Source organism: Sinorhizobium meliloti (genome assembly GCF_017876815.1).
GTDB lineage: Bacteria > Pseudomonadota > Alphaproteobacteria > Rhizobiales > Rhizobiaceae > Sinorhizobium > Sinorhizobium meliloti.
Genome location: NZ_JAGIOS010000003.1, coordinates 772,878 through 796,505, shown reverse-complemented (window position 1 = coordinate 796,505; position 23,628 = coordinate 772,878). Strand labels below are relative to the sequence as shown.

Genomic DNA, 23,628 nt, shown 5'->3' with positions numbered 1-23,628 from the left:
ATGTCCTGCTGCTCTGGTATAGCCGTCCCAAGCGCCGGTGCGGCATCACGGACGAGCGTCTCCCCCCAGGAGATCCGGCTCGCGAGCCGAGACCTTGGCGACGGCCTTCGCCAAATCGCATTGGCGTTGCCCGACGCGCATTGCGCCGCCTGCATTGCTGCCGTCGAAGGCGCTCTCCGGAAAATCCCAGGCGTCGAGCTTGCACGCGTGAACCTGTCTACCCGTCGGGTCACCATCAACTGGCGGGGCAATGACGACGAGAGTCCGGATTTCGCCGCTGCGCTTGCGAAGATCGGCTATGCTTCGCATCTGGCCTCCATCGAGGAGGAGACACAGGACCCGGTGCTTGCCTCCCTTTTGAAGGCGCTCGCGGTCGCCGGTTTCTCGGCGATGAACATCATGATCCTCTCGGTATCGGTTTGGTCCGGGGCCGATCCCGCGACGCGCCATGCGTTCCACCTGGTCTCGGCGGCGCTCGCTCTGCCGGCGATCGTCTATTCCGGGAGGTTCTTCTACCGCTCGGCCTGGGCGGCGCTGCGGCATGGTCGCACCAACATGGACGTTCCGATCAGCGTCGGCGTTCTCCTCGCTTTCGCCCTGAGCGTCTACGACACCCTTCACAACGCGGCCTTTGCCTATTTCGACGCGAGCACGTCCCTGCTGTTCGTACTGCTGGCAGGCCGAACTTTGGACCATCTGATGCGGGGCCGGGCGCGTTCCGCCGTGGGAGCGCTTGCAAGGCTCTCGCCGCGTGGCGCGAGTGTCGTCCAGGCAGACGAGGCGATTGACTACGTCCCGCTTTCCGAGATCCAGCCGGGCATGCGTCTGCTTGTCGCCGCCGGCGAGCGCGCGCCGGTCGACGGCATTGTCGTCAAAGGCGCCTCGGAGCTTGATGCTTCGATCGTTTCAGGGGAGAGCGAGTGGAGGCGTGCCGCGCTGGGAAGCGCGTTGCAGGCGGGCGTGATGAACCTCGCCAATCCGCTGACCCTCTTGGCGACCGCATCCGCCGACGGTTCCTTCCTGGCCGAGATGACCCGCATGATGGAGGCTGCCGAGAGCGGGCGCTCCACTTACCGTCGCATCGCGGATCGCGCTGCAAGCCTGTATGCGCCAGTCGTGCATGGCGTCGCCCTCCTTTCCATGGTCGCATGGCTCTTTGGAACCGGAGACCTCCACAAATCCGTCACCATTGCGATCGCCGTACTTGTCATAACCTGCCCCTGCGCCCTTGGACTTGCCGTTCCGATGGTGCAGGTAGTTGCGGTAAGGCGCCTCTTTGAACGCGGCATCATGGCGCGCGACGGATCCGCATTCGAGCGGTTGAACGAAATCGACACCGTACTCTTCGACAAGACCGGGACGCTGACCCTCGGCGAGATGCGCCTCGTCAACGCGGGCGACATTCAGCCCCGGCTCCTGTCTCTGGCAGCCGCGATGGCGAGGGTCTCACGGCATCCCGCGTCCGTCGCCATCGCCTTGGCAGACCCTCGACGGCCCGTGGCCCCTGTGGAATTCGACAGCCTCGAGGAGGTTCATGGCTGCGGCATCGAGGGGCGGGCAGGGGACGCGGTCTACCGTCTCGGACGCCCGTCCTGGGCATCGACTGCAAAGCAGGTCGACTTGGGAACGTCGTCGACCACCGTGCTGTCGAAGGACGCCGAAGCGATAGCGGTTTTCGCGTTCGAGGAAACCGTTCGTCCCGGTGCTCGCGAGCTTGTCCAGACGCTGCGCTCGGCCGGCCTTTCGGTGCGCATCCTTTCTGGAGATCGTAGTGCCGCGGTTTCGTCCATCGCCGGGCAATTGGACATCGAGGCGTTTTCGGCTGAGCTGCTTCCGGGTGAAAAGGTCGAGGCCATCAGGGCACTCGCGGCGACAGGCCGCAAGGTGCTGATGATCGGCGACGGTCTGAACGATGCGCCGGCGCTGGCGGCCGCGCACGTGTCGATCGCCCCCTCGTCGGCAACGGACGTCGGACGGAGCGCATCCGACTTCGTTTTTCTCGGTCAGAGCCTGCTGGCTGTCCGAGACATCATCCAGACCGCGGCGAGGGCCGACGTGCTGATCCGCCAGAACTTCGCAATGGCAATCGTCTACAACGTCGTCAGCGTGCCCTTCGCGATCGGCGGAGTGGTCACGCCGCTCGCTGCTGCGCTTGCCATGTCGCTGTCCTCGATCGTCGTCGTTGGAAACGCGCTGCGCCAAGGTGCAAAGGTTAAAAAGGGGCCGCGCACCTTCGGCGCGACCAAACCAGCCACGGTAAAGATATGAATTATCTTGCTCTCCTCGTCCCGGTTGCCTTGGCGATGGGCTTCGTCGGACTACTGGCATTCTTCTGGTCGCTGCGCTCCGGGCAGTACGATGATCTCGACGGAGCGGCCGAGAGGATCCTGCTGGACGATGAGGAGGACGAGGGACCGTTGCCGGACCCGGACCGGGACGGAACTGCCAGCAGACGCCAGCGTTCCCCGAAAGAGGACGGTGAATCGAAGCTCTACTCCGGAGTATCCAATGCCAAACACGGATGAACGCCAGCGGGCCACTCAGGGGCCAGATCCGACACAGAAAGAGGTTCCCGACCGGCAGATTGATCCGTCGGAGTCCGTCACCCTGTTTGCAATTGCCCTTGGAGCGATCGGCGCTCTGGTCGGACTCGTCGCCGGTATCGTTTTCCTGTCGGATTCCGCTTTCGGGGCTGCCGTCCTCAATTGCCTGATTGCGGTCCTTGCTGGCGGTTCTGCGGGCGTGGTCGCCGGGGGGACTGTGGGAGCTGCGATTGGCGTCATGCGTGGGGTCAGAGTGCCCAAGCAAGTTGACGGATGACAGCCGCAATCACTTTGCCGCCTATCAATTGGCCGCGGCGAAGGCGGATATCTCTACGACACCCACGGTTGTTGATCTGGAACAATGGTGGGTTCCGGAGGCTCGTCTATTTGTAATCGCAGCGCCAGAATGGAGAATGGATGATGGCGAGAGAACGGACGGGATTGAGCCCGGCGCTGGCGCTGGTCGCCGCCTTCATGCCCTTCCTGCAGTCCGTGGTCCACGCCTTCGCCGGCCAGCCATCGGATATCCTACCATTCGACGCGTTCGGCAATTCGCTCTGCGTTACGGGCACCCCATAAAATTCAGTCAGAAAGCTCGCCGCTCTGGAAGCGATTGCTGACTGGCTTAGACCCACAGCGCCGCCGTCCCATATTGAGCCCACACGGGTCGCTTCAGCACTTTGCAATCTTTTAATCGGATACGACTTGGGGAAACATGCAGTAAGTCCGCTGGCATTTCTTCGGGTCCGTCTTGCCGCTTTGCGCCGGTGACGCTTTGCTATGGGTCGGACATGATATCCATAGGGGAGCTTTCCGTCGGTGGCGGCGCTCAGAAAAAACCATAGGCATGTTTCAGGTCCCCAGCAGCTGCGCTCACTATCTTGGTCCTCATTCGCCCCAACCAGGCGAAGAACGATGAGAAAATTTCGGCCAACCTGGCGCGGTTCACACCCACGCGAACTTCAACAGTTTGAATAATGTACTACACTTCTTGCCGAACGCCTGCTAAGATTACTTTCCTTTCCAGTATGTCGTGTTCCAGAATATAAAGAATTTAGTGCTCGGTAGCCAGATTCACAAGTCGTGAGAAGGATTTAGCCGATGTCAAACGCACACATTACGATTTTCGGAGACAGCAAATACGACCTGCGCTGGCGAAAATCTGGCCGAAATGCATCGCTATGTGAGGGCGTTGCTCGAAAACTGCTCATGGCGGGCGCCCTTGTGGCGGCCACTAATGTCCCGTGCTGGTCACAAAGCGTGGCAGACCCGGTCAAGCAGTACAGCAAAGAATCCATGCAGCAGGCCTTGCAAACCAGAGAGCAGTACGATGTCCATGGCCTAAGCTTCGACACCGGCCAGTCAACATTACAACCAGGTGCGAAGCCGCTTCTCGATGATATAGCGACCGCGCTCAAGAACTTCCCTGATTGGAGCTTGAGAATTGTCGGCCATACTGACGCAAGCGGCAGTGCAGAGAGCAATGAACGTCTTTCACTTGAGCGTGCCAACACGATCAAGGCCGCGCTGGTCGAACGAGGGATCGATGCCGGCAAGTTGCTGGCGGCGGGCGCTGGGCAGAGCCGGCCGATTGCTAGCAATGAGACCGATGAAGGAAAAGCGCTCAACCGTCGGGTCGAGCTCATGAGGTTCACCGACTCGGCCGAAGCCAAGAAGCTGCTCAAGGCCATGTCTGATTATTTGGCAGCCCAGAAAGCGATATCGTTCGCGTACGATGCAAATCTACAGGTTGTCACCAACAGTGATCAAAAACTCGGGCTGGCGAGTTCAGGGACTGTGACCCTCAGCCGGCCGGACAAGGTGCACACGACCCGTTCCGGCGGCTTTGTCGATGTCGAGTCCCTTTTCGATGGTAAGACGCTTACGCTTCTGGGAAAGAACGTCAATAAGTATACACAAGTCGAAATCCCCGGCACGGTCGATCATCTTGTAGACGAGTTGAAGGACAAGTATGGATTGCCCTTGCCTGCCGCCGACTTGTTGTTGACCAATGCATATGACGAGCTAATCCAGGGTGTTTACGATTCGAAAGACCTGGGAAGCGGCGTCATCAATGGTGCCGAGTGCGATTCGCTCGCCTTCCGCAAGGACGATGTGGATTTTCAGATCTGGGTCGCACAAGGAGCACAACCTCACCCATGCCGCTTGGTCATTACTTCCAGACTGGTCAAGGGTGGACCGGAATACAGCGTCCAGATCAGGGATTGGAAGTCTGGGGATGGGGTTACGCTGGGTGATTTTAGCTTCAAGAACCCGACTGATGCCGAAAAGATCGATGTTAACGACCTGAAGGGTACCCTAGGCGAATTGCCGGAGAATTTTGTAGGAGGAGGGGGAAAATGACCTTTTGTAAACGCATGCTAATCATCTCTCTCACCTGGGCAGGACTTTGCATCGGTGATCTTGCGCGGGACCAGTCAATTGTTTCGATCCCCAGTCTCGTCTCTTCTGCCGTTGCCAGAGTTGGTCGGCCGCTGACCCCTGTTAGTGTGGCCGGTGTCGCTCGGCGAACGACCCGGCGCTGTGCCGCGGGTGTCTATAATTGCTAGTGACGCGCTTTCGACCACCGCTCAGAACGGGTCTCGCTGGAGCGCCTCCTTGCAGCGCAGGCGGAGCTCAATGCACTCGCAAAACAACGGTTGTTCGCGAAAACGAAACTGATTCAAATAAAGCGTTCTTGCATCGGCGACAGTTAAGCCACCGTGGAGCGGATTCCGGGGGAGAATTTCATGTTCAAGAAGCTTTGTGCAGAATTTCTCGGGACGTGTTGGCTTGTTCTCGGCGGTTGCGGTAGTGCGGTGCTTGCCTCCGCATTTCCGCAGGTTGGCATCGGCTTGCTCGGGGTCTCCTTCGCATTCGGTCTCACTGTTCTGACCATGGCATATACGGTCGGCGGAATTTCCGGCGGGCATTTCAATCCTGCCGTGTCGCTGGGGCTTGCCGTGGCCGGCAGAGTTCCGGCCGCCAGCCTGGTCAGCTACGTCATCGCGCAGGTCGCAGGCGCGATCATTGCTGCCGCGGTGCTTTACGTGATTGCTACCGGCAAGGCGGATTTCCAGCTGGGGAGCTTCGCCGCGAACGGCTACGGCGAGCACTCGCCGGGTGGCTATTCGCTGACGGCAGCGCTCGTCACGGAGGTCGTGATGACATTCTTCTTCCTCATCATCATTCTCGGCTCGACGCATCGTCGGGTGCCAGCGGGCTTCGCGCCGATTGCGATCGGCCTCGCTCTCACCTTGATCCATCTTGTCTCCATCCCGGTCACCAATACCTCGGTGAACCCGGCGCGCTCGACCGGACAGGCGCTGTTCGTCGGCGGCTGGGCGCTTTCCCAACTCTGGCTCTTCTGGATTGCGCCGCTTTTCGGTGCAGCAATCGCCGGGATCGTCTGGAAGAGCGTTGGCGAGGAGTTTAGACCGGTAGACTAGGCCGGCTCGACGATGCGTCGCTGCCAAGCGCCCAGCGCCTTATCAGACGCACAAGGGGCGTTGTAGCATCTTGAATTGCTGCATGTTTCCTTGAATCAGTTCCCATCTAAGCAAACAATGCAGCCGAACGACAGGATTAGCCCGCACGCGGGGGATGGTGTATTACCGCATGCGAACTTTGCGAGTGTTCGCCTTTCCCTCAAAAGGAGAGCTGTCCGACCCAAGTTTTTCAAAGCGGGCATGTTTATCGTCGAACGTGCGGCGAAATCACTCGAGAACGTCCCTGCGGCGCGTTTCGAATTCGTTACGCACCAGTGCGTTGCTCTGGATCGCATAGTTGCAGCGGGCGACGAATGTCTTTCGGCCAGACCAAGGCGGCGATCGAGCGGACGCGAGTGTGCGCCTGAAATCTGGCGCGCGCTGCGACGAAGGCGTTCCGCGTGCGAGCGCCTACCACTCCAAGTGCAAGGCGAGGTCGATCGCCCCGATCAGCCGCGACGAAGCCCCGAAACCAGAGCGGGACAGCAGTTTTCCGCCCTGCTTCCCGCCCCTAGCATAAGCGGTCACGCGACGTGGGGCCGCTTGCGCGTTTACGCTCGAAATTATGAGAGTCCATCGCACGTATGATTTTGAATTGATTCAATCCAAAATCATCATGGTTTAAGGTTAAAGGCCTACAGGTGCCTTGTTCGCCGCCAGTTCGGCGGCCTTGCTCATGTTGAGCGCTTGCTGCGCGGCGGCGGCGTTGTCGCTTCCTCCCGAGACATGAACGGTTGGAACCGCGATCTTGATGCCGTTCTCATCAAATGCCTTCTTGATCATCATGAAGGCTCGTCGCTTTATAGTGAACTGCGCGCCCGGTTTGGTCATCAGCTTCATCCTGAGCACGATCGCAAAGTCGCCGAAGCTGTCGACGCCCTGCATCTTCAAGGGCTCAATCGTGTCGGCCGCGAACTCCGGATCCGCAGCCAGCTCCTGGCCGACCTTCTTGATGAGCTTCCGTGCGAGGTCTACGTCGGCATCGTAAGTGACGTTGAGAGTCATCTTGTCGATCACCCAGTCGCGGCTCATGTTCTGAACGGCCCCCAGCTCGCCGAACGGCACTGTGAAGATCGGGCCGCGGTGATGCCGCAGCCTGACCGACCGCAGGCTGAACGATTCGACCGTGCCCTTGTAGCTGCCGCTCTGGATGTACTCACCGACACGGAAGGCATCGTCGAGCATGTAGAAAACGCCGCTCAGGACGTCCTTGACCAGCGTCTGCGATCCGAATCCGATAGCGACGCCGAAAATACCCGCCCCGGCGATCAACGGTGCAATCTGCACGCCCAGTCCGGACAGGATCGTCAGCACGGTAACGGCACCGATGAAGACAGCGAGCACGTTGCGGAATATCGGCAAGAGCGTCCGTAACCGGCCGCTGCGGGCGAGTTCATCGACGTTGGAACCGTCCTTCGGCCCAAGTCCCATCCGATAAGCGATTAACGCCTTTGACATCTGCCAAAGCAGGTCGGCGACCAAGAGGGCGATGATACCGTTGAGCAATCCCGGTATCACGATCGCGCCGGGTTCGCTGCCGGCGAGGGCTGCAGCTCTGATGCGCCAGATGTAGGCGAGCCATGCGACCGCGGCGGCGATCACCGCTGCCCTGGCACCCCTGACTATGACCACGCTCAGTACGATGCCGGGAGGGCCGGTGCGCTGTCTGGTCGCTAAGGCCTGCGCCACGTCGCCAACGCCGCGCACCAGAGGCGGTAAGAGCAGCGAATAGATGCCCAGCCACAGCAGTCCTAGCAATCCCGCTACCCAAGCCGACCAAAGCACGACTAGATAGAGGGTAAGCAGTGACTTGACGACAAGCGGAGCCGGCTTGTCGGGGCGCCGCCAGACGACCTCGACTGCGGTTACCAGAATGCCCAACCCGAACAGAAAGGCAGCAAGCCGGGTCACCTCATTGGAGAAGCTCAAAGCGGGCATGAGACTGACGATGGCCCAGCCGAATAGAAGAAACCCGGCAATAATGCTGATCCGCGAAAGCCAGAAACGACGGGCCGCATCGCTTTCAAAAGCTGACGGCGGCTGATCGGCAATGCCGCTGGCGCCGCTCAAGGCAAACAGCAACTTGCCGATCGCTCGGACGACCCGAAACACGATAAAAGCTAGAAGCAGCGTAAGGATGATCTTACGCAGTAAGGGCGGCCATTCGAATGCCAGGAATGAACCGACGCTGGCCAAGGCAAACGTCAGCAAGGCAGCGATCTCGGACAGGATCTCTTGTCCGGCGTTCTCGTTTGCCCCGGATTTGCGTGCCCGGGCGAAGACCCTCGGGATCAGCCACTCGGCGCCGAGGCCAACGGCAATCAGAACGGCAAATATGCTGACCACCAGCCCGGGCCTGCCCGAGTTCACGTCGCGCGAGACAACAGCGGCGCCGCTTGCCAGCTCCTCTGGTATGCGGGGAACTGCGCCCATAAGCCCATTAAAGCGATCGCGGATGGCGGCCTCCCAGCTCGATATCGTCTCGACGGGCGACCCAGCAGGGGGCTCCGCGGCAGCCGAAGGGATCTTACCCTCGAGCCATGTCTTCACCTCCGGATCCGAGAGCAGATCGAGGAACTGTTGTGCCTTTTCGGGCGGCACGCCGACGGGAGCCTGCTGTGCCCAGGAAACTCCAAGCAGCATCCAAAAGAGGATTGGAGCGACGGCCAGCAGCAGAAAACCAATTCGAATGGGTTGTACGCTATTCATGGGGCGCTCCGGATTGATTTTTGGCGGGCAGCGCGACCAGAAGATCGGAGGTTTCGGCTTGACCGCGCGGCCAACTCTCGCTCTTATCCGTCGACCTTGTCGGACGGCATCATAATGTCGGGGATGGGCAGCCGCACGCAGTCCGCCCCTTCCTCGATCAGGGCCGCGTCATCCGTTTTCAGTCGCCGTCACGGTCCTCGTCATGGTGGGGGTTATCGTCATCGTCGAAATTGTCATGAGAAGGATCGACGACGGGGACTAGGAAGACATGTCGACCCTCGTCATCGGAATCCTCACCTGACTGAACAGCCGCCGTCCGGCTTGTTTGCCAGATCTCGGTCTCCTCAGGGGTCGCCGTCCGCAAATGGATGTCCGCGACACCATCCCAGAGTGCGCGACCCTCATTCTGCAAGACAATCAGGTCCCGTAGGAGTCCCCTGTTTGCCAACTGCGCTTGCGCTTCAATGTCGTTGGCTGCGTCAAAAGCGGCGATGCCGCGTCCTGAAATCTCGGCGACGTATATGATCAATTCGAACCCCACTTGATCTAGCACCGGCGTCCCCATGTTCTCCTGGGTACCCTTGAAGTCATTCGTTTGGTGTGATGACGATCGGACCGAACAGTTCCGGGCGCAGCGATGCGAGGCTCATCGGCGCCCAGCCGGCCTGGCAGTTGCCGATTGCTGAGGCATTCGGTCTACTCCTCGGCTTGAACGAAGGGCGGTCCCAGTCTCTGATCGCACATACACCAACACCGCCTTCTGCGCATTGATCTCCATCAAATCCAGGCGGAGCGGGCGCGCTCCCGGCGGACTGGCTTAGGCGCGGGTTGCGTCCGCATAGCTTCTGCTGTGGCAGAGGCTGGGCGAGTTTGTCGGGGAGCATCCTGCAACGCGCCGATATCGACGAAAGCAGCGCCGGACGAGCTTCTCGATTCGCCGGAGCAAGTGTCGATATATTGACTCCGGTCAATGCCAACGGTCCCTTTGGCCTTATCGTCACACGAGGAAGTCGGCGTTCAGCATCTTTCCGCTGCAATTCGCTTTTCCGAATGGCAGCACAGAATGGAGGAGTTCACAATCAGGCGGGATCTCGATGGGCCACGCTTGAGATCGTCGCGGAGCTTGCTTGAGTATGGCTCAACTCAGCTTCGCAGCGATCCAAAGCGCTACAACAACTTTCGCGCGTCTTATAGGCGCGGTGCCGTAGTGGCGGAGACGTCTGTACCGGAGTTCGATCGATATGCTTGTCAAGGATGTGATGACGACAAAGGTTGTCAAACTGTCGCCTGACAACAGCGTCAGACAGGCAGCCAAGCTGATGTTCGACCACCACGTAAGCGGCGTCCCGGTCGTTGACGACGATGGGCGCTTGCTCGGCGTCATCAGCGAGGGCGACCTGATCCGACGGGCGGAACTCTGCAGTGAAGCATCGGTGTTGATGGCGGACATGGCGATCGATCCCGATGACAGGGCGAACGCCTTCATCAGGCGATGCTCATGGCGCGTCGGCGACGTCATGACGGCCAACCCGGTAACCATCGAGGAGGTGTAAGCACCTCTTTTGCCGTTCTGGCAAGCCAAACAAAACCAAAGCGTTGGCTGAAACCGCTGGCGGAGAGGATGGCGGCGCAGGCTCGTTGCCGAGCAGTTCGGGCGCAACGATCGCCTCGTAACGCAGCTTCTCGCAGGCATCTGCGGCATTCGAAATCAGTTCACGTAGGAAGATTTCTTGTCTGAGAAAACCGAGTACACCATCAAATGGAGCAACCCCGCCACATCGGCTAGGGCTTGAATTTCAAGGGCCGTCTTGCGGAGGGTCCTTTTCAGTGCGATGCTTCAGACGATGACGGTCGGCCGGGCATTGCAACTTTTGGGATTTGTCAAACCGCCGTAACAAGGCATTGTTATGCTCTTCGAACCCGTAAAATAAAATCTCATAAAACCAGAGCCATCCACGGGTTTTCAATAATTGGATAATGTTGCGGCCTTGCCGCTCGCCTTCTTTGACGCAGATCACCGCTCAACAAAGATCGTGCTCATATTTGTATGCAGGAATGGGGCCGACCTTCGGTCGCGCCGAGGAGTGGACAGATGCCTGAGCAATCCTCGATCCCGACAATACCGACCCTTGCGGATGCCTACGCCTATGCGCTCGATGCCTGGCAACGCTCCATCCTGTTTCTGGACGTGATGCGGCAGCGCGCGGCGCAGTACGAAGAGCATACGGCGCAGCCCGCGCCAAACGTGCTTGACTACGATGCGGAACTCGTCTGCGACGGCCGCAAGCTCGATCGTCCCGTCAACTATGCACTCGTCCGGATCGTGCCGCCCGCCGGCGCGGTGATCGATCCATTGAAAAAGCCGTTTGTCGTCGTCGATCCGCGCGCCGGCCACGGACCCGGCATTGGTGGCTTCAAGGCAGACAGTGAGATCGGGGTCGCGATGAAGGCGGGCCACGCCTGTTATTTCATAGGCTTTCTTCCTGAACCGGTTCCCGGCCAAACCATTGAGGATATCACTCGCTCCGAAGCGATCTTCCTCGAAACAGTGATCGCCCGCCACCCCGATGCCGATGGCAAGCCCTGCGTCATCGGCAACTGCCAGGCCGGCTGGGCCGTGATGATCCTTGCCTCGTTGCGCCCGGAACTGTTCGGCCCGATTATTATCGCGGGCGCGCCGCTTTCCTATTGGGCAGGTATCCGGGGCCAGTATCCGATGCGCTATTCGGGAGGCCTGCTTGGCGGCAGCTGGCTGACTGCGCTGACCGGCGATCTTGGCGCCGGCATATTCGATGGCGCCTGGTTGGTGCAGAACTTTGAGAACCAGAACCCCGCTAACACGCTCTGGACCAAGCAATATAACCTCTATTCCAAGGTAGACACCGAGGCTGGCCGCTATCTCGGCTTCGAGCGCTGGTGGGGCGGGCATGTGAGGCTGAATGCAGAGGAGATGCAGTTCATCGTCGATGAGCTCTTCGTCGGCAACAAGCTTGCGGCGGGCGAGATCCAGACCTCCGACGGCACCACCATCGACATGCGCAACATCCGCTCGCCGATCGTCGTCTTCTGCTCAAAGGGCGACAACATCACTCCACCGGCGCAGGCGCTCGACTGGATTTTGGATCTTTACGACAGCGTCGACGAGATCCGTGCACACGGCCAGACCATCGTCTACACGGTGCACGAGAAGATCGGGCACCTCGGCATCTTTGTTTCCGCCGGTGTGGCCCGCAAGGAACACGACGAGTTCGCCTCGAATATCGACCTGATCGACGTGCTGCCGCCCGGCCTTTACGAAGCGGTGCTGGAGCCAGTGGGGCCGGCTGTCGAGAATCCGGACTTGGTCAGCGGCGAATGGATTATGCGCTGCGAGGCGCGCACGCTCGACGACATCCGTGCCTTCGGCGGCAACGATCTTGAGGACGACCGCCGCTTCGCTGCGGCCGCCCGAGTCTCGGAGATCAATCTGGCGCTGTACCGAACCTACCTGCAGCCTTGGATCAAGGGGATGGTGACGCCACCGATGGCGGAGGCGATGCGGAGCATCCACCCGTTGCGCTTGCAATATGAAGTGTTCGGTCCTGGCAATCCCGTCATGGCTTGGGTCCAGGCGGCCGCCGGGCTCGTCCGCGACGCGCGTCAACCGGCGGCGCCTGACAACCCGCTCCTCGCGCTACAAGAGAACATGTCCCGGCAGGTCGTCGACGGGCTGGAAGCTTGGCGACAGATGGTCGAACATCTTTCAGAACAGACGTTCCGCGCGGTCTATGGCGCGCCCGCCTTGCAAGCCGCGCTCGGTATCGACACGAAGACCGAGCGCCGTCCACGCAAGGCGGCAAAGAACCTGCTGCACCACGCGCTGCTGGAAAACAGGATCGCGGCGCTCAAAGCTGACATGGCAAAGGGCGGGCTTCGGGAGGCACTCGCCCGGGCGCTGCTCTTTGTCGGCATGGCGCGCGGCAGAGTCGATGAGCGCGGTTTCGAAACGGTCCGTCGACTTCGGCGCGCTCATCCCTCCGCCAAGCAATTGACGCTTGCCGAGTTCAAGGCACTGATGCGCACGCAGTATTTCATGTTGCTGGTCGACGAGGAGGCGGCGCTTGCGGCCATTCCAAAATTGCTGCCGGAGAAAATCGAGGAACGCCGCGCTGCCTTTGCCGCGCTACGAGAGGTCCTGGAGGCTCCCGGGCTGCTGACTGGCATTGCCGCCGAGCGGCTGCAAAGCGTGACAGCGCTTTTTGGCCTGAGCGGCGAAGCGCCGGTCCCTCTCATGGTGCGCAAGGCCGCACGTGATCGCAACGCATCCTGACTGGAGAGGGAGTTCCGAGTGTCCGAGGTGACCACGCTGGCGACCCAGCCGTCCAAATATGACCGCCTGATTGCGGCCGCACGAGCCGAGGCGCCCGCGGTCACCATCGTGGCGCATCCTTGCGATGAAACTTCGCTGAGTGGCGCCATAGAAGCCGCCGAGATGGGGCTAATCACGCCTATACTGGTCGGGCCGGAAGCCAAGATCCGCAATGTCGCGGCGGAACACCGGCTCGATCTTGGGCGGCGAGAGATCGTCGATGTCCCGCACAGCCATGCCGCGGCCGCCAAGGCGGTCGCATTGATCCGCGAGGGCAGGGGCGAACTCCTGATGAAGGGCAGCCTTCATACCGACGAACTGATGCACGAGGTCGCCGCCTCTGCCACGGGCCTTCGGACCGAGCGGCGAATCAGCCACGTCTTCGTGATGGACGTGCCCGGCCACGCCGACACGCTGTTCATCACGGACGCGGCGATCAACATCTTTCCTGACCTCGAAGCCAAGCGCGACATCGTGCAGAACGCGATCGATCTCTGGGTCACGATCGGTCTCGGCGAGCCCCGTGTTGCCATTCTTTCGGCGGTCGAGACGGTGACGGCCAAAATTCCTTCGACGATCGAAGCCGCCGCGCTTTGCAAGATGGCCGAACGCGGCCAGATCACGGGCGGCCTGCTTGAAGGACCACTGGCCTTCGACAACGCGATTGATCCGGGAGCCGCGCGCATCAAGGGAATCAATTCGCCGGTTGCCGGCCACGCCCACATCCTCGTGGTGCCGGATCTCGAAGCCGGGAACATGCTGGCCAAGAACCTGACTTTTCTTACCCATGCTGATGCAGCCGGCATCGTCCTTGGCGCCCGTGTGCCGATCGTGCTCACCTCACGGGCGGATTCGGTGCGCACGCGCCTTGCATCATGCGCTGTCGCTGCGCTCTGCTCCGCGCGGCGACGGGCCGCGCAAGTGGCAGCGGTGTAGCGCCATGGACGCGCTCCTTGTCGTCAACGCCGGCTCATCGAGCCTCAAGTTCCAGGTTTTCGGCATCGCCGGCATGGACCTGACGCATCAGATTCGCGGGAAAGTCGACGGCATCGGGACCCGGCCGCGTCTGCAGGCGACGGCGGCCGACGGCACCCAACTCATCGACCAGACCTATGACGCGAAGGCAGTTCGCGATCTTCCGGCCGCCATTACCGAGGCTAGACACTGGCTCCTAACGCTGGAGGGCTTCGAGTTGCAGGCAGTCGGTCACCGGGTCGTGCACGGCGGTCCCGACTACAAGCGGCCCGTGCTGATCGATGCGGACGTGCTCGACCGCCTCGCAGGCTACCAGGACCTCGCACCTCTGCATCAGCCGAACAACCTTGCGCCGATTCGTCTGGCGATGGAGATCAATCCGGATGTGCCACAGGTCGCCTGCTTCGATACTGCCTTTCATCGTGGCCACGCCAGGCACACCGATTGCTATGCCCTGCCGCGAAGCTTCTATGATGAGGGTGTCCGGCGCTACGGCTTTCACGGACTTTCGTATGAATATATCGCCGAGCGGCTCCGAGACGTGGCGTCGAGAGCGGCCAAGGGGCGCGTCGTCGTCGCTCATCTCGGCAGCGGTGCTTCGATGTGCGCGTTGCGCGACGGCCGCAGCATCGAGAGCACAATGGGCTTCACCGCCCTCGACGGGTTGCCGATGGGGACGCGGCCGGGCCAGCTCGATCCGGGCGTCGTCCTCTACCTGATCCTCCAGAAGGGCATGAAGGCGCAAGCCGTCTCGGATCTCCTCTATCATGACGCCGGGCTCAAAGGGTTGTCGGGCCTCTCGAACGACATGCGCGATCTTCTGGCGAGTGACGACCCACATGCCGCGCTCGCCGTTGCTCATTTCGTTTACCGGTGTGTGCTCAATGCGGGCATGCTCGCGGCGGCACTGGGAGGAATCGATGCCTTCGTCTTTACCGCGGGCGTCGGCGAGAACTCGCCCTCGATCCGCGCACGTATCGTCGAAGGCCTCGCGTGGCTCGGGGCAGAGCTCGATCCGGCGGCAAACGAGGCTGGCGCTGCGTTGATCTCAACGGCCGAGAGCCGGGTTGCCGTTCATGTCCTTCAAACCGACGAAGAGCTGATGATCGCGCGCCATACCTTGGCGCTCATCAGCGCTCCCAACGCCTGACTGGAGACTGCCGCATGTCCATTCCAACCGTCAAGGCCAAGCTTCTCGAAGGTCGTAAGGGCCTGATCGTCGGCATTGCCAACGATCGCTCTATTGCCTGGGGTTGTGCCCGCGCGTTTCGTGCCTTGGGCGCGGAACTCGCGGTGACCTATCTCAACGACAAGGCAAAGCCACATGTCGAGCCGCTGGCACGCGAGCTCGACGCCCCGATCTTCCTGCCGCTCGACATGGCGGTGCCTGGACAGATCGAGGCGGTCTTCGAGCGCATCGGCGAAACCTGGGGAGAGCTCGACTTCCTCGTCCACTCGATCGCCTTCTCCCCGAGGGACACCCTCGGCGGGCGTGTGACCGATGCGCCGCGCGAGGGGTTTCTGACTACGATGGAGATTTCCTGCTGGTCCTTCATCCGTATGGCGCAACTCGCGGAGCCGCTGATGAAGAACGGTGGGACGCTTTTCACAATGACCTATTACGGGTCACAGGTGGTGGTGGAGAACTACAACATCATGGGGGTCGCCAAGGCAGCGCTCGAAAGCGCCGTGCGCTACATGGCCGCCGAGCTTGGCTCCAAGGGCATTCGCGTCCACGCCATATCGCCGGGGGCGCTTGCCACCCGAGCCGCTTCCGGTATCCCGGAATTCGACGCGCTGCTTGAAAAGACGAAGCTGAAGGCACCGGCCAACGAGCTCGTCGACATTGATGACGTCGGCATGGCGACCGCGTTTCTCGCCCACGACGCGGCGCGACTCATAACCGGCCAGGTGCTTTACGTCGACGGCGGCTACCACATCGTCGACTAGCGCGGGATAGGAGCTGTCAATATCAGGCAGGCGGCCACACGCCTCGTTTCGATCGGTAGCGCGCAGGCCGGCGTTCGACACAACATGAGCCTCAAACAGGCCTTTGTGAGACGGGCGCCCTCAAACATTCTGCTTTGATGGGGGGAGCAACGATGATGGCGGAGGCGCACTGCGTTGTTCGCATACGAGGCCGCGCGGCGATACGTTCTTCATCGACGGCGGCTACCACCCTATAGAACAGCTTTCCCGCATCGACTAACTTTCCCACGGGACTGCGAGGCGCGCCACGCTCAACCCCATCGCGAGCGCGCTGATCACGAAGATCCCTGCCCCCGAGGCCTGCATGGCCTCGAGCGTCTGCCCCCGGTTGAGCAGAACAAGCATCTCGAATACGTAGAGACCCGGAATCATGATGACGACCGGCGCGGTAACAATCGCCATGAGCTCTGCGTCCAACCGCCGGCTCACAAGAATGGCGATGATTCCTATCAACAACGCGGCGATGAACGCCGCCGGCGCCAACGGCATTCCCATGTCGATCAGGACGAGGCGCACGCTATTCGCCGCCAGCGCCACGATGCCCGCGACAACCAACGAAAGTGGCGTGCTGTTGAACAGCATGGCGAAGCCGCAGCCGGCAACGAAGCTCGCGACGGCGCGCAACGAAAGGCGCAACGGATAGGCAAGCTCGGCCGGCGCCGAGCGTGGCAACAGCTCGATGGCCGCAACAGTCACCACGATGCTCAGCCCCGAAGCGACGATGAACAGGATCAGCGCGCCATATGCCAGCCGGCTCAAGGCGGCCACCGTCTGATGCTGCAACAGATCGAACAGTCCTGCAATCAGCGAAACGCCGGGGATGAGAAATAGTATGGTGGAGATGAAGCCCGCAGCATAGTGCGAGAACGCAAACCCTGCACGGCGCGCCAGCGCTGCCACCAGAACGTAAGTTCCTGCAGCGGTTATGGCAGCCAGTGCCGCCGTGCCGAAGTGTGTCAATTGGCGGCGGGTCAACCACCAGCGCAATCCTTGACCTATGCCGCCACCGATCGCGGCGCTGGCCATTTCCGGCAGGGCCGCTCCGTTGAGGAACGCAAAGCCTCCGCTGGCCAGGCCGATCGCGATCGCCATCTGCCAGCCGGTATATTGAGGCGCCCGCGCTTCGATTTCAGCAAGTTCTTTCGCTATCCGGTGTGGCGGTGCCGTTGGCTCTAACGCGTTCGCAAGCCGCTCCAACTCACCGATGCGCCTGAAGTCGATTCCGGGCGGACCGACCTCGCGCATCGCTACGAACTGTTCGCTGCCGTGGTAAACACTGAGGGTGACGGACTCGAGCGTGAGACTCACCGATGGCGTTTCCAGGTTGAGGCGGTGCGCCATCGCCCCCACCAGTTCGCGGGTACGGATCGCGGTGCCCCCGGAACGAAGCATCATAACGGCAAACCGCAGCAGCATGTTGATCGAGTCGTCCGACACGCCGGAGTCAGGTCTTTTATTATCTGCAGACTGCGTCACACTCCACCCTTTCAGGTATTCTAACGCCAAGAATTATTCGATGCGATCACCGATAATCTGCACCTTGCTCTGCGGTTCACCGACACCTTCCGGCCGTGCTTCTCCCGATGATCGATGAGGTAAAGCGTCGTCTTAACTGGAAGAGCTCTCAGCGGCGGGACCAGGCCAGGTCCACTGCGTAGGCCGTGCCACGCTGCTGAGCGTTCTGCCGGAGACCCCTCGAACTCATTCGTTTGGTGGGACGACGAACGGACTGAACAGTTCCGGGCGCAGCGATGCGAGGCTCATCAGCGCTCCGCCGGCCTGGCAGTTGCCGATCACGCAAGGCTTGCGTGGTCGGCTCGCCGCTCGATGGGGACGAAGGATCGCTTCAGCGTGTCGACAACGCCGCCCCCGGGCGGGATTATCTGGGCGAGCACAGTTGACCGGTCTATCGAGCGTGCGACCGTCGAGGACAGTTCCGCGTCCTAGTTCAGCACGTGCGGAGCGGTCTGCGCGCTGTATTCTCGGTACTGTTCACCGCGCTGGCGCATCACGTCGAGAAGCAGGATAGAACGCTGCCAGGCATCGAGCGCATAGGCGAGGCGTCTGCGAATGATGAGATAGTCGGCTGAGGCATTCGGTCTACTCCTCGGCTTGAACGGAGGGCGGTCCCAGTCTCTGATCGCACATACACCAACACTGCCTTTTGAGCATTGATCTCCGTCAAATCCAAGCGGACCGGGTGCGCTTCCGGGCGGACTGAACTAGGCGAGGCTTGATGGACATACCCGATCCGCATGGCAGCACTCTGCTGTGTCAGACGCTGGGCGAGTTTGTCGGGGAGCATCTGGCAACGCGCTGATATCGACGAAATCAGCGCCGGACGAGCTTCTCGATTCGCCGGAGCAAGTGTCGATATATTGACTCCGGTCAATGCCGACCGGTCCCTTTTGCCTTATCGTCACACGAGGAAGTCGGCGTTCAGCATCTTTCCGCTGCAATTCGCTTTTCGGAATGGCAGCACAGGACGGAGGGGTTCACAATCAGGCGGATCTCCATGGGCCACGCTTGAGATCGTCGCGGAGCTTGCTTGAGTACGGCTCAACTCAGCTTCGCAGCGGTCCAAGGCGCTACAGCATCTTTCGCGCGTCTTATAGGCGCGGTGCCGTAGTGGCGGAGACGTCTGTACCGGAGTTCGATCGATATGCTTGTCAAGGATGTGATGACGACAAAGGTTGTCAAACTGTCGCCTGACAACAGCGTTAGACAGGCAGCCAAGCTGATGTTCGACCACCACGTAAGCGGCGTCCCGGTCGTTGACGACGATGGGCGCTTGCTCGGCGTCATCAGTGAGGGCGACCTGATCCGGCGGACGGAACTCTGCAGTGGAGCATCCGTGTTGATGGCGGACATGGCGATCGATCCCGATGACAGGGCGAACGCCTTCATCAGGCGATGCTCGTGGCGCGTCGGCGACGTCATGACGGCCAACCCCGTAACCATTGAGGAGGAAGCGCCCCTTGCGCGCGTTGCAGGGCTCATGCAGGAACGCGGTATCAAGCGCATCCCCGTAATGCGCGATGGGGAACTGGTCGGCATCGTCAGCCGCGCCGACCTGCTGCAGGCAATTTTTTCAACGAAGCCAGACGAAACAGCAGCGGGCGACGAAGCCATTCGACGCAGCATCCTTGTTCGCCTCGGCGAAAACACGGGTCTGGAAGAACTGGACGTGACTGTCACGGTCACCGAGGGGATCGTGCACTTTTGGGGCCAAGTCGAGACGGCCGCTTGTCGCAGGGCCGCGCGGATCGTGGCTGAGAGTGTCCACGGGGTCAGGGGCATCGTGGAGCATTTTCCAGATCCCTACACTCAATAGCGCTGCCGTTCACAACGCAAACTCTCGGCACCCCCCTGAGAGGTGTCTCTGAAGCCGTATGAGATGGAGGGGAATGCAAATGGCACAGACAATGAAGGCGGCTGTCGTACGCCAGTTCCGCGCTCCGCTGACCATAGAGGAGATGGAAGTCCCAACGCCTGGCGCGGGGCAGGTCCTGGTAAAATATGAAGCGACGGGCGTGTGCCATACCGATCTGCATGCGGCAAACGGCGATTGGCCCGTTAAGCCGGCCCCGCCCTTTATTCCAGGGCATGAGGGTGTTGGCTTCGTCTCAGCCGTGGGCGCCGGCGTGAGGAGAGTGAAAGAAGGTGACAAGGTTGGGGTGCCATGGCTCCACACCGCTTGCGGTTACTGTACCTATTGCCGGACCGGTTGGGAAACGCTGTGCGCTTCGCAATCGAACACCGGGTACTCAGTGAACGGCACCTTCGCGGAGTTCGGACTGGCAGATCCCGAGTTCGTCGGAAAGATTCCTGATGGGTTGGAATTCGGAGCCGCCGCGCCCGTTCTCTGCGCGGGAGTGACCGTCTACAAGGGGCTGAAGGAAACGGAAGTCCGTCCCGGTGAATGGGTGGCCATCTCGGGCGTCGGGGGTCTCGGCCACATGGCGGTGCAATATGCCAAGGCAATGGGAATGCACGTAGTGGCCGCCGACATATTCGAAGACAAGCTGGCGCTGGCTAAGCAACTTGGCGCCGACATCGCAATAAACGGCAAGTCAGAAGATGCAATCGAGCAGGTACAGAAGGCCACGAGCGGCGGCGTTCACGGAGTGCTCGTGACCGCTGTCTCTCCCGCCGCCATGGAACAGGCCTTTGGTTTCCTGCGGTCGAAAGGTACGATGGTCTTGGTCGGCCTTCCCCCCGGAATGATGTCCTTGCCGGTTTTCGAGACCGTCCTGAAACGCATAACCGTGCGTGGATCAATCGTGGGCACCCGTCAAGACCTTGAGGAATCGCTCGTGTTCGCGGCGGAAGGCAAGGTAAAGCCTTATTTCTCGTGGGAGAGCCTCGAGAACATCAACGACATCTTTCATCGCATGGAAGCGGGCAAGATCGACGGTCGCATAGTCGTGCGATTGCAATAGCTTGCATCACAGCAAGCCGGAGAGATTTCAGTAATGTCATTATGATCGGGAGGTGCAGATGACTTCGCTTGAAACGGCAGCGATGAACGAGACAACATCAGGCAAGTCACATGTAGCAGCCGTGCTGTCATCCGCGGAACTCCGCTTGATGGACGCCTACTGGCGAGCTTCCAACTATCTCTCAGTCGGCCAGATATATCTGCTCGACAATCCGCTATTGCGGGAATCCCTGAAGCGCGAGCATATCAAGCCGCGACTGCTCGGCCACTGGGGGACGTCGCCCGGTCTCAACATGCTCTATGTGCATCTGAACCGGGTCATCAAACGCGACGATCTCAACATGATCTACGTCATCGGCCCCGGCCACGGCGGACCGTCATTGGTGGCGCACGCTTATCTCGAAGGCACCTATAGTGAGTTCTATCCGAATATCAGCGAGGATACGGAAGGGATGAAGCGGCTGTTCAAGCAGTTCAGCTTCCCCGGCGGCATACCGAGCCATGTCGCGCCCGAGACACCCGGCAGCATCCACGAGGGCGGCGAACTCGGATACGCGCTCAGCCATGCCTATGGCGCGGCATTCGACAATCCCGATCTGATCATCGCCTGTGTCGTTGGCGACGGGGAGGCCGAGACCGGTCCGCTCGCGACCGGCTGGCAAAGCAACAAATTCCTCAATCCTGCCCGCGACGGCTGTGTGCTGCCGATCCTTCACCTGAACGGCTATAAGATTGCCAACCCCTGCTTCCTCGCCCGCATTCCCGAGGAGGAATTGCGCAAGTTCTTCGAGGGGATGGGATACAGGCCATATTTTGTCGAGGGCCGTGATCCCGAGGATGTTCACCAGAAGCTCGCAGGCGTGCTCGACACTGTGGTCGGCAAGATCAAGGAAATCTGGGCCGATGCCCGCACGAACGGCAATCTCAAGCGCCCGGCATGGCCGATGATTGTCTTTCGGACGCCAAAGGGCTGGACGTGCCCGCCGGAGATCGATGGCAAGAAATGCGAGGACTACTGGCGATCGCATCAGGTGCCCATGGGCGAGATGGACAAGCCGGAGCATATCCGCATTCTCGAACAATGGATGAAAAGCTATCGGCCCGAGGAGCTTTTCGACGAGACCGGTCGGCTCACGACTGAAATTGCATCGCTCGCTCCGGCGGGCCACCGCCGGATGAGCGACAACCCCCACGCCAACGGCGGGTTGCTTTTGCGTGATTTGAAGATGCCGAATTTCAGGGACTACGCCGTGGAGGTAACCAGCCCTGGCGCGACTATGGCCGAGTCAGCCCGCGCCATGGGCAAGTTCCTGCGCGACGTGATGAAGGCGAACCTGGAGAGCAAGAACTTCCGGCTGTTCAGTCCGGACGAGAACAACTCCAACCGCTGGCAGGATGTGCTTGAGGTAACCGATCGCTGCTACATGGCGGATATCTATCCGGAGGACGACCATCTCTCGCCGGACGGCCGCATCATGGAAGTACTGAGCGAGCACCAGTGCCAGGGATGGCTGGAAGGCTACCTGCTGACAGGCCGCCACGGCTTCTTCTCCTGCTACGAAGCCTTCATCCACATCATCGACTCAATGTTCAACCAGCATGCCAAGTGGCTCAAGGTGTGTGGCGAAATCCCGTGGCGCAGACCCATCGGCTCACTGAACTATTTCCTCAGTTCGCATGTCTGGCGACAGGATCACAACGGCTTCAGCCATCAGGACCCTGGCTTCATCGACCATGTCGTCAATAAAAAGGCGGACGTGATCCGCGTCTACCTGCCGCCGGACGCCAACACCCTGCTGTGCGTCACGGACCACTGCCTGCGCAGTCGCGACTACGTCAACGTGGTCGTCGCCGGAAAACAGCCTGCGCCGCAATGGCTGACGATGAGCGAGGCCGTTAGGCACTGCGCCATGGGCCTCAGCATCTGGGATTGGGCGAGCAGCGACAAGGGCAGCGAGCCCGATGTCGTTATGGCCTGTTGCGGCGACGTCCCGACCCTCGAAACACTTGCGGCGGTGCAACTGCTCCGCGAACACCTGCCCGAGCTGAAGGTGCGGGTGATCAATGTCGTCAACCTGATGAAGCTGCAACCTGCGGAGGAGCATCCGCATGGGCTATCGGACCGTGATTTCGACGCCTTCTTCACAAGGGACAAGCCGATCATCTTCGCCTTCCACGGTTATCCGTGGCTGATCCATCGGTTCACCTATCGCAGAAAAAATCACGGCAACCTGCACGTGCGCGGTTACAAGGAGGAAGGCACGACGACCACCCCGTTCGACATGGTGGTCCTGAACGAGCTCGACCGGTTCCACCTCGTCGAGGATGTCATCGATCGGCTGCCGCAACTCGGTGCCCGTGCCGCCTATTTCAAGCAGGCAATTCACGAGAAGCTAATCGAGCATCGCGAATATATCGAAAAGCATGGCGACGACATGCTTGCGATCAGCGGATGGAAGTGGGGCGTGAAAGACACGACAGCAGTGTCCCGGAAAACCTCTACGGAAGGGGACAACGTCTGAGCCGGGAGGGCTGGACGTGAACGTATTCGTGATCAGGCATGGGGAGACCGAGTGGAGTCTGAGCGGGCAACACACGGGCACAACAGACGTCCCCTTGACCGACAACGGACGACGACAGGCGGAAAGGATGCGGCCGGTGTTGGCTCGGCACACGTTCGCGCTCGTTCTCGTAAGCCCGCTGCAGCGGGCACGGGAGACTTGTGACTTGGTGGGTCTCGGCGCCGCCGCCCTCGGCGACCGAAGCTTGATGGAGTGGAACTACGGCGAATACGAGGGGCATACACCCCAGCAAATCCAGGCGAAGAGGCCGGGCTGGTTGATTTTCCGGGATGGTTGCCCCGGCGGCGAGACGCCCAGTCAGGTGGGTGCTCGTGTGGATCAGGTCGTGACGCGCGTCCGGGCTGCGAAGGGCGACGTTGCGCTATTTGCGCATGGGCACGTGCTGCGCGTGCTTGCAGCGCGATGGATCGGCCTGCCACCACGCGCAGGGCAGCATTTTCTCCTGAATACCGGCACGTTAAGCGTCCTCACCTACTACCACGAGGTACCCGCAGTGAGAGTATGGAACGGACACGTCGCTGGCTAGAGCAATTCCGGGAAACGTGTGCGGCAT

General features: G+C 60.7%; 18 protein-coding genes and 3 pseudogenes. 16 read left to right on the top strand and 5 right to left on the bottom strand.

Annotation, left to right across the window (positions count from 1 at the left end):
• From JOH52_RS30275 to aqpZ, 7 genes are all read left to right on the top strand, one after another.
• The gene (locus tag JOH52_RS30275; RefSeq protein ID WP_014531876.1) at positions 1-2,268 is read left to right on the top strand and encodes a cation-translocating P-type ATPase; all 2,268 of its coding nucleotides are present in this window, start codon (positions 1-3) and stop codon (positions 2,266-2,268) included.
• Positions 2,265-2,525 (top strand): cbb3-type cytochrome oxidase assembly protein CcoS, encoded by a 261-nt coding sequence (gene ccoS / locus JOH52_RS30270; RefSeq protein ID WP_014531875.1) that lies wholly within the window; start codon positions 2,265-2,267, stop codon positions 2,523-2,525. The genes JOH52_RS30275 and ccoS overlap by 4 nt, the downstream gene beginning before the upstream one ends.
• A complete protein-coding gene (locus JOH52_RS30265) occupies positions 2,509-2,820 on the top strand; it encodes a hypothetical protein (RefSeq protein WP_014989862.1) in 312 nt (103 codons plus the stop codon). The genes ccoS and JOH52_RS30265 overlap by 17 nt, the downstream gene beginning before the upstream one ends.
• Positions 2,821-2,963: 143 nt before the next feature.
• Positions 2,964-3,122, top strand: a complete 159-nt coding sequence (locus tag JOH52_RS30260) for a hypothetical protein (protein ID WP_164819904.1) — start codon at positions 2,964-2,966, stop codon at positions 3,120-3,122.
• A gap of 630 nt (positions 3,123-3,752) precedes the next feature.
• Positions 3,753-4,907 (top strand): DUF2092 domain-containing protein, encoded by a 1,155-nt coding sequence (locus JOH52_RS30255; RefSeq protein ID WP_017266934.1) that lies wholly within the window; start codon positions 3,753-3,755, stop codon positions 4,905-4,907.
• Complete coding sequence (locus JOH52_RS35525) at positions 4,904-5,113, top strand: hypothetical protein (protein WP_014528379.1); 210 nt, start codon at positions 4,904-4,906, stop codon at positions 5,111-5,113. Before JOH52_RS30255 ends, JOH52_RS35525 begins: the two co-directional genes overlap by 4 nt.
• Positions 5,114-5,293: 180 nt before the next feature.
• Entirely contained in the window at positions 5,294-5,992 is a 699-nt protein-coding gene (gene aqpZ / locus JOH52_RS30250; RefSeq protein WP_010967322.1) for an aquaporin Z, read from the top strand.
• A 666-nt stretch (positions 5,993-6,658) separates the two neighbouring features.
• Here the strand turns inward: aqpZ and JOH52_RS30245 are convergent.
• From JOH52_RS30245 to JOH52_RS36650, 3 genes and pseudogenes are all read right to left on the bottom strand, one after another.
• Positions 6,659-8,740, bottom strand: coding sequence for a mechanosensitive ion channel family protein (locus JOH52_RS30245; protein ID WP_209566080.1), 2,082 nt, complete (start codon positions 8,738-8,740; stop codon positions 6,659-6,661).
• 178 nt (positions 8,741-8,918) lie between these two features.
• Positions 8,919-9,305 (bottom strand): hypothetical protein, encoded by a 387-nt coding sequence (locus JOH52_RS30240; RefSeq protein ID WP_014531872.1) that lies wholly within the window; start codon positions 9,303-9,305, stop codon positions 8,919-8,921.
• 37 nt (positions 9,306-9,342) lie between these two features.
• A pseudogene (locus JOH52_RS36650) lies at positions 9,343-9,420 on the bottom strand (DUF3141 domain-containing protein); the annotation flags it as partial.
• Between the two features lie 561 nt (positions 9,421-9,981).
• Between JOH52_RS36650 and JOH52_RS30230 the strand changes: the two are divergent.
• The 5 genes and pseudogenes from JOH52_RS30230 to fabI form a co-directional block, all read left to right on the top strand.
• A pseudogene (locus JOH52_RS30230) lies at positions 9,982-10,287 on the top strand (CBS domain-containing protein); the annotation flags it as partial.
• 545 nt (positions 10,288-10,832) lie between these two features.
• Complete coding sequence (locus tag JOH52_RS30220; RefSeq protein ID WP_014531869.1) at positions 10,833-13,049, top strand: DUF3141 domain-containing protein; 2,217 nt, start codon at positions 10,833-10,835, stop codon at positions 13,047-13,049.
• An 18-nt stretch (positions 13,050-13,067) separates the two neighbouring features.
• The gene (locus tag JOH52_RS30215) at positions 13,068-14,024 is read left to right on the top strand and encodes a phosphate acetyltransferase (RefSeq protein ID WP_014528385.1); all 957 of its coding nucleotides are present in this window, start codon (positions 13,068-13,070) and stop codon (positions 14,022-14,024) included.
• Between the two features lie 4 nt (positions 14,025-14,028).
• Positions 14,029-15,213, top strand: coding sequence for an acetate/propionate family kinase (locus JOH52_RS30210; protein ID WP_014531868.1), 1,185 nt, complete (start codon positions 14,029-14,031; stop codon positions 15,211-15,213).
• Between the two features lie 14 nt (positions 15,214-15,227).
• Positions 15,228-16,013, top strand: coding sequence for an enoyl-ACP reductase FabI (fabI, locus tag JOH52_RS30205; protein WP_014531867.1), 786 nt, complete (start codon positions 15,228-15,230; stop codon positions 16,011-16,013).
• 255 nt (positions 16,014-16,268) lie between these two features.
• On the opposite strand, the gene JOH52_RS30200 is transcribed toward fabI, so the two are convergent.
• Positions 16,269-17,528, bottom strand: a complete 1,260-nt coding sequence (locus tag JOH52_RS30200) for a threonine/serine exporter family protein (RefSeq protein ID WP_014531866.1) — start codon at positions 17,526-17,528, stop codon at positions 16,269-16,271.
• A 240-nt stretch (positions 17,529-17,768) separates the two neighbouring features.
• Positions 17,769-18,147, bottom strand: a pseudogene (locus JOH52_RS36645) (DUF3141 domain-containing protein); the annotation flags it as partial.
• A 567-nt stretch (positions 18,148-18,714) separates the two neighbouring features.
• On the opposite strand from JOH52_RS36645, the gene JOH52_RS30190 reads away from it, so the two are divergent.
• From JOH52_RS30190 to JOH52_RS30175, 4 genes are all read left to right on the top strand, one after another.
• Positions 18,715-19,386 (top strand): CBS domain-containing protein, encoded by a 672-nt coding sequence (locus JOH52_RS30190; RefSeq protein WP_014528389.1) that lies wholly within the window; start codon positions 18,715-18,717, stop codon positions 19,384-19,386.
• Positions 19,387-19,459: 73 nt separating this feature from the next.
• Positions 19,460-20,494, top strand: a complete 1,035-nt coding sequence (adhP, locus tag JOH52_RS30185; RefSeq protein ID WP_017267188.1) for an alcohol dehydrogenase AdhP — start codon at positions 19,460-19,462, stop codon at positions 20,492-20,494.
• Between the two features lie 58 nt (positions 20,495-20,552).
• A complete protein-coding gene (locus JOH52_RS30180) occupies positions 20,553-23,015 on the top strand; it encodes a phosphoketolase family protein (RefSeq protein WP_014531863.1) in 2,463 nt (820 codons plus the stop codon).
• A gap of 16 nt (positions 23,016-23,031) precedes the next feature.
• Positions 23,032-23,601, top strand: a complete 570-nt coding sequence (locus tag JOH52_RS30175) for a histidine phosphatase family protein (RefSeq protein WP_014989870.1) — start codon at positions 23,032-23,034, stop codon at positions 23,599-23,601.
• Positions 23,602-23,628 lie beyond the last annotated feature (27 nt).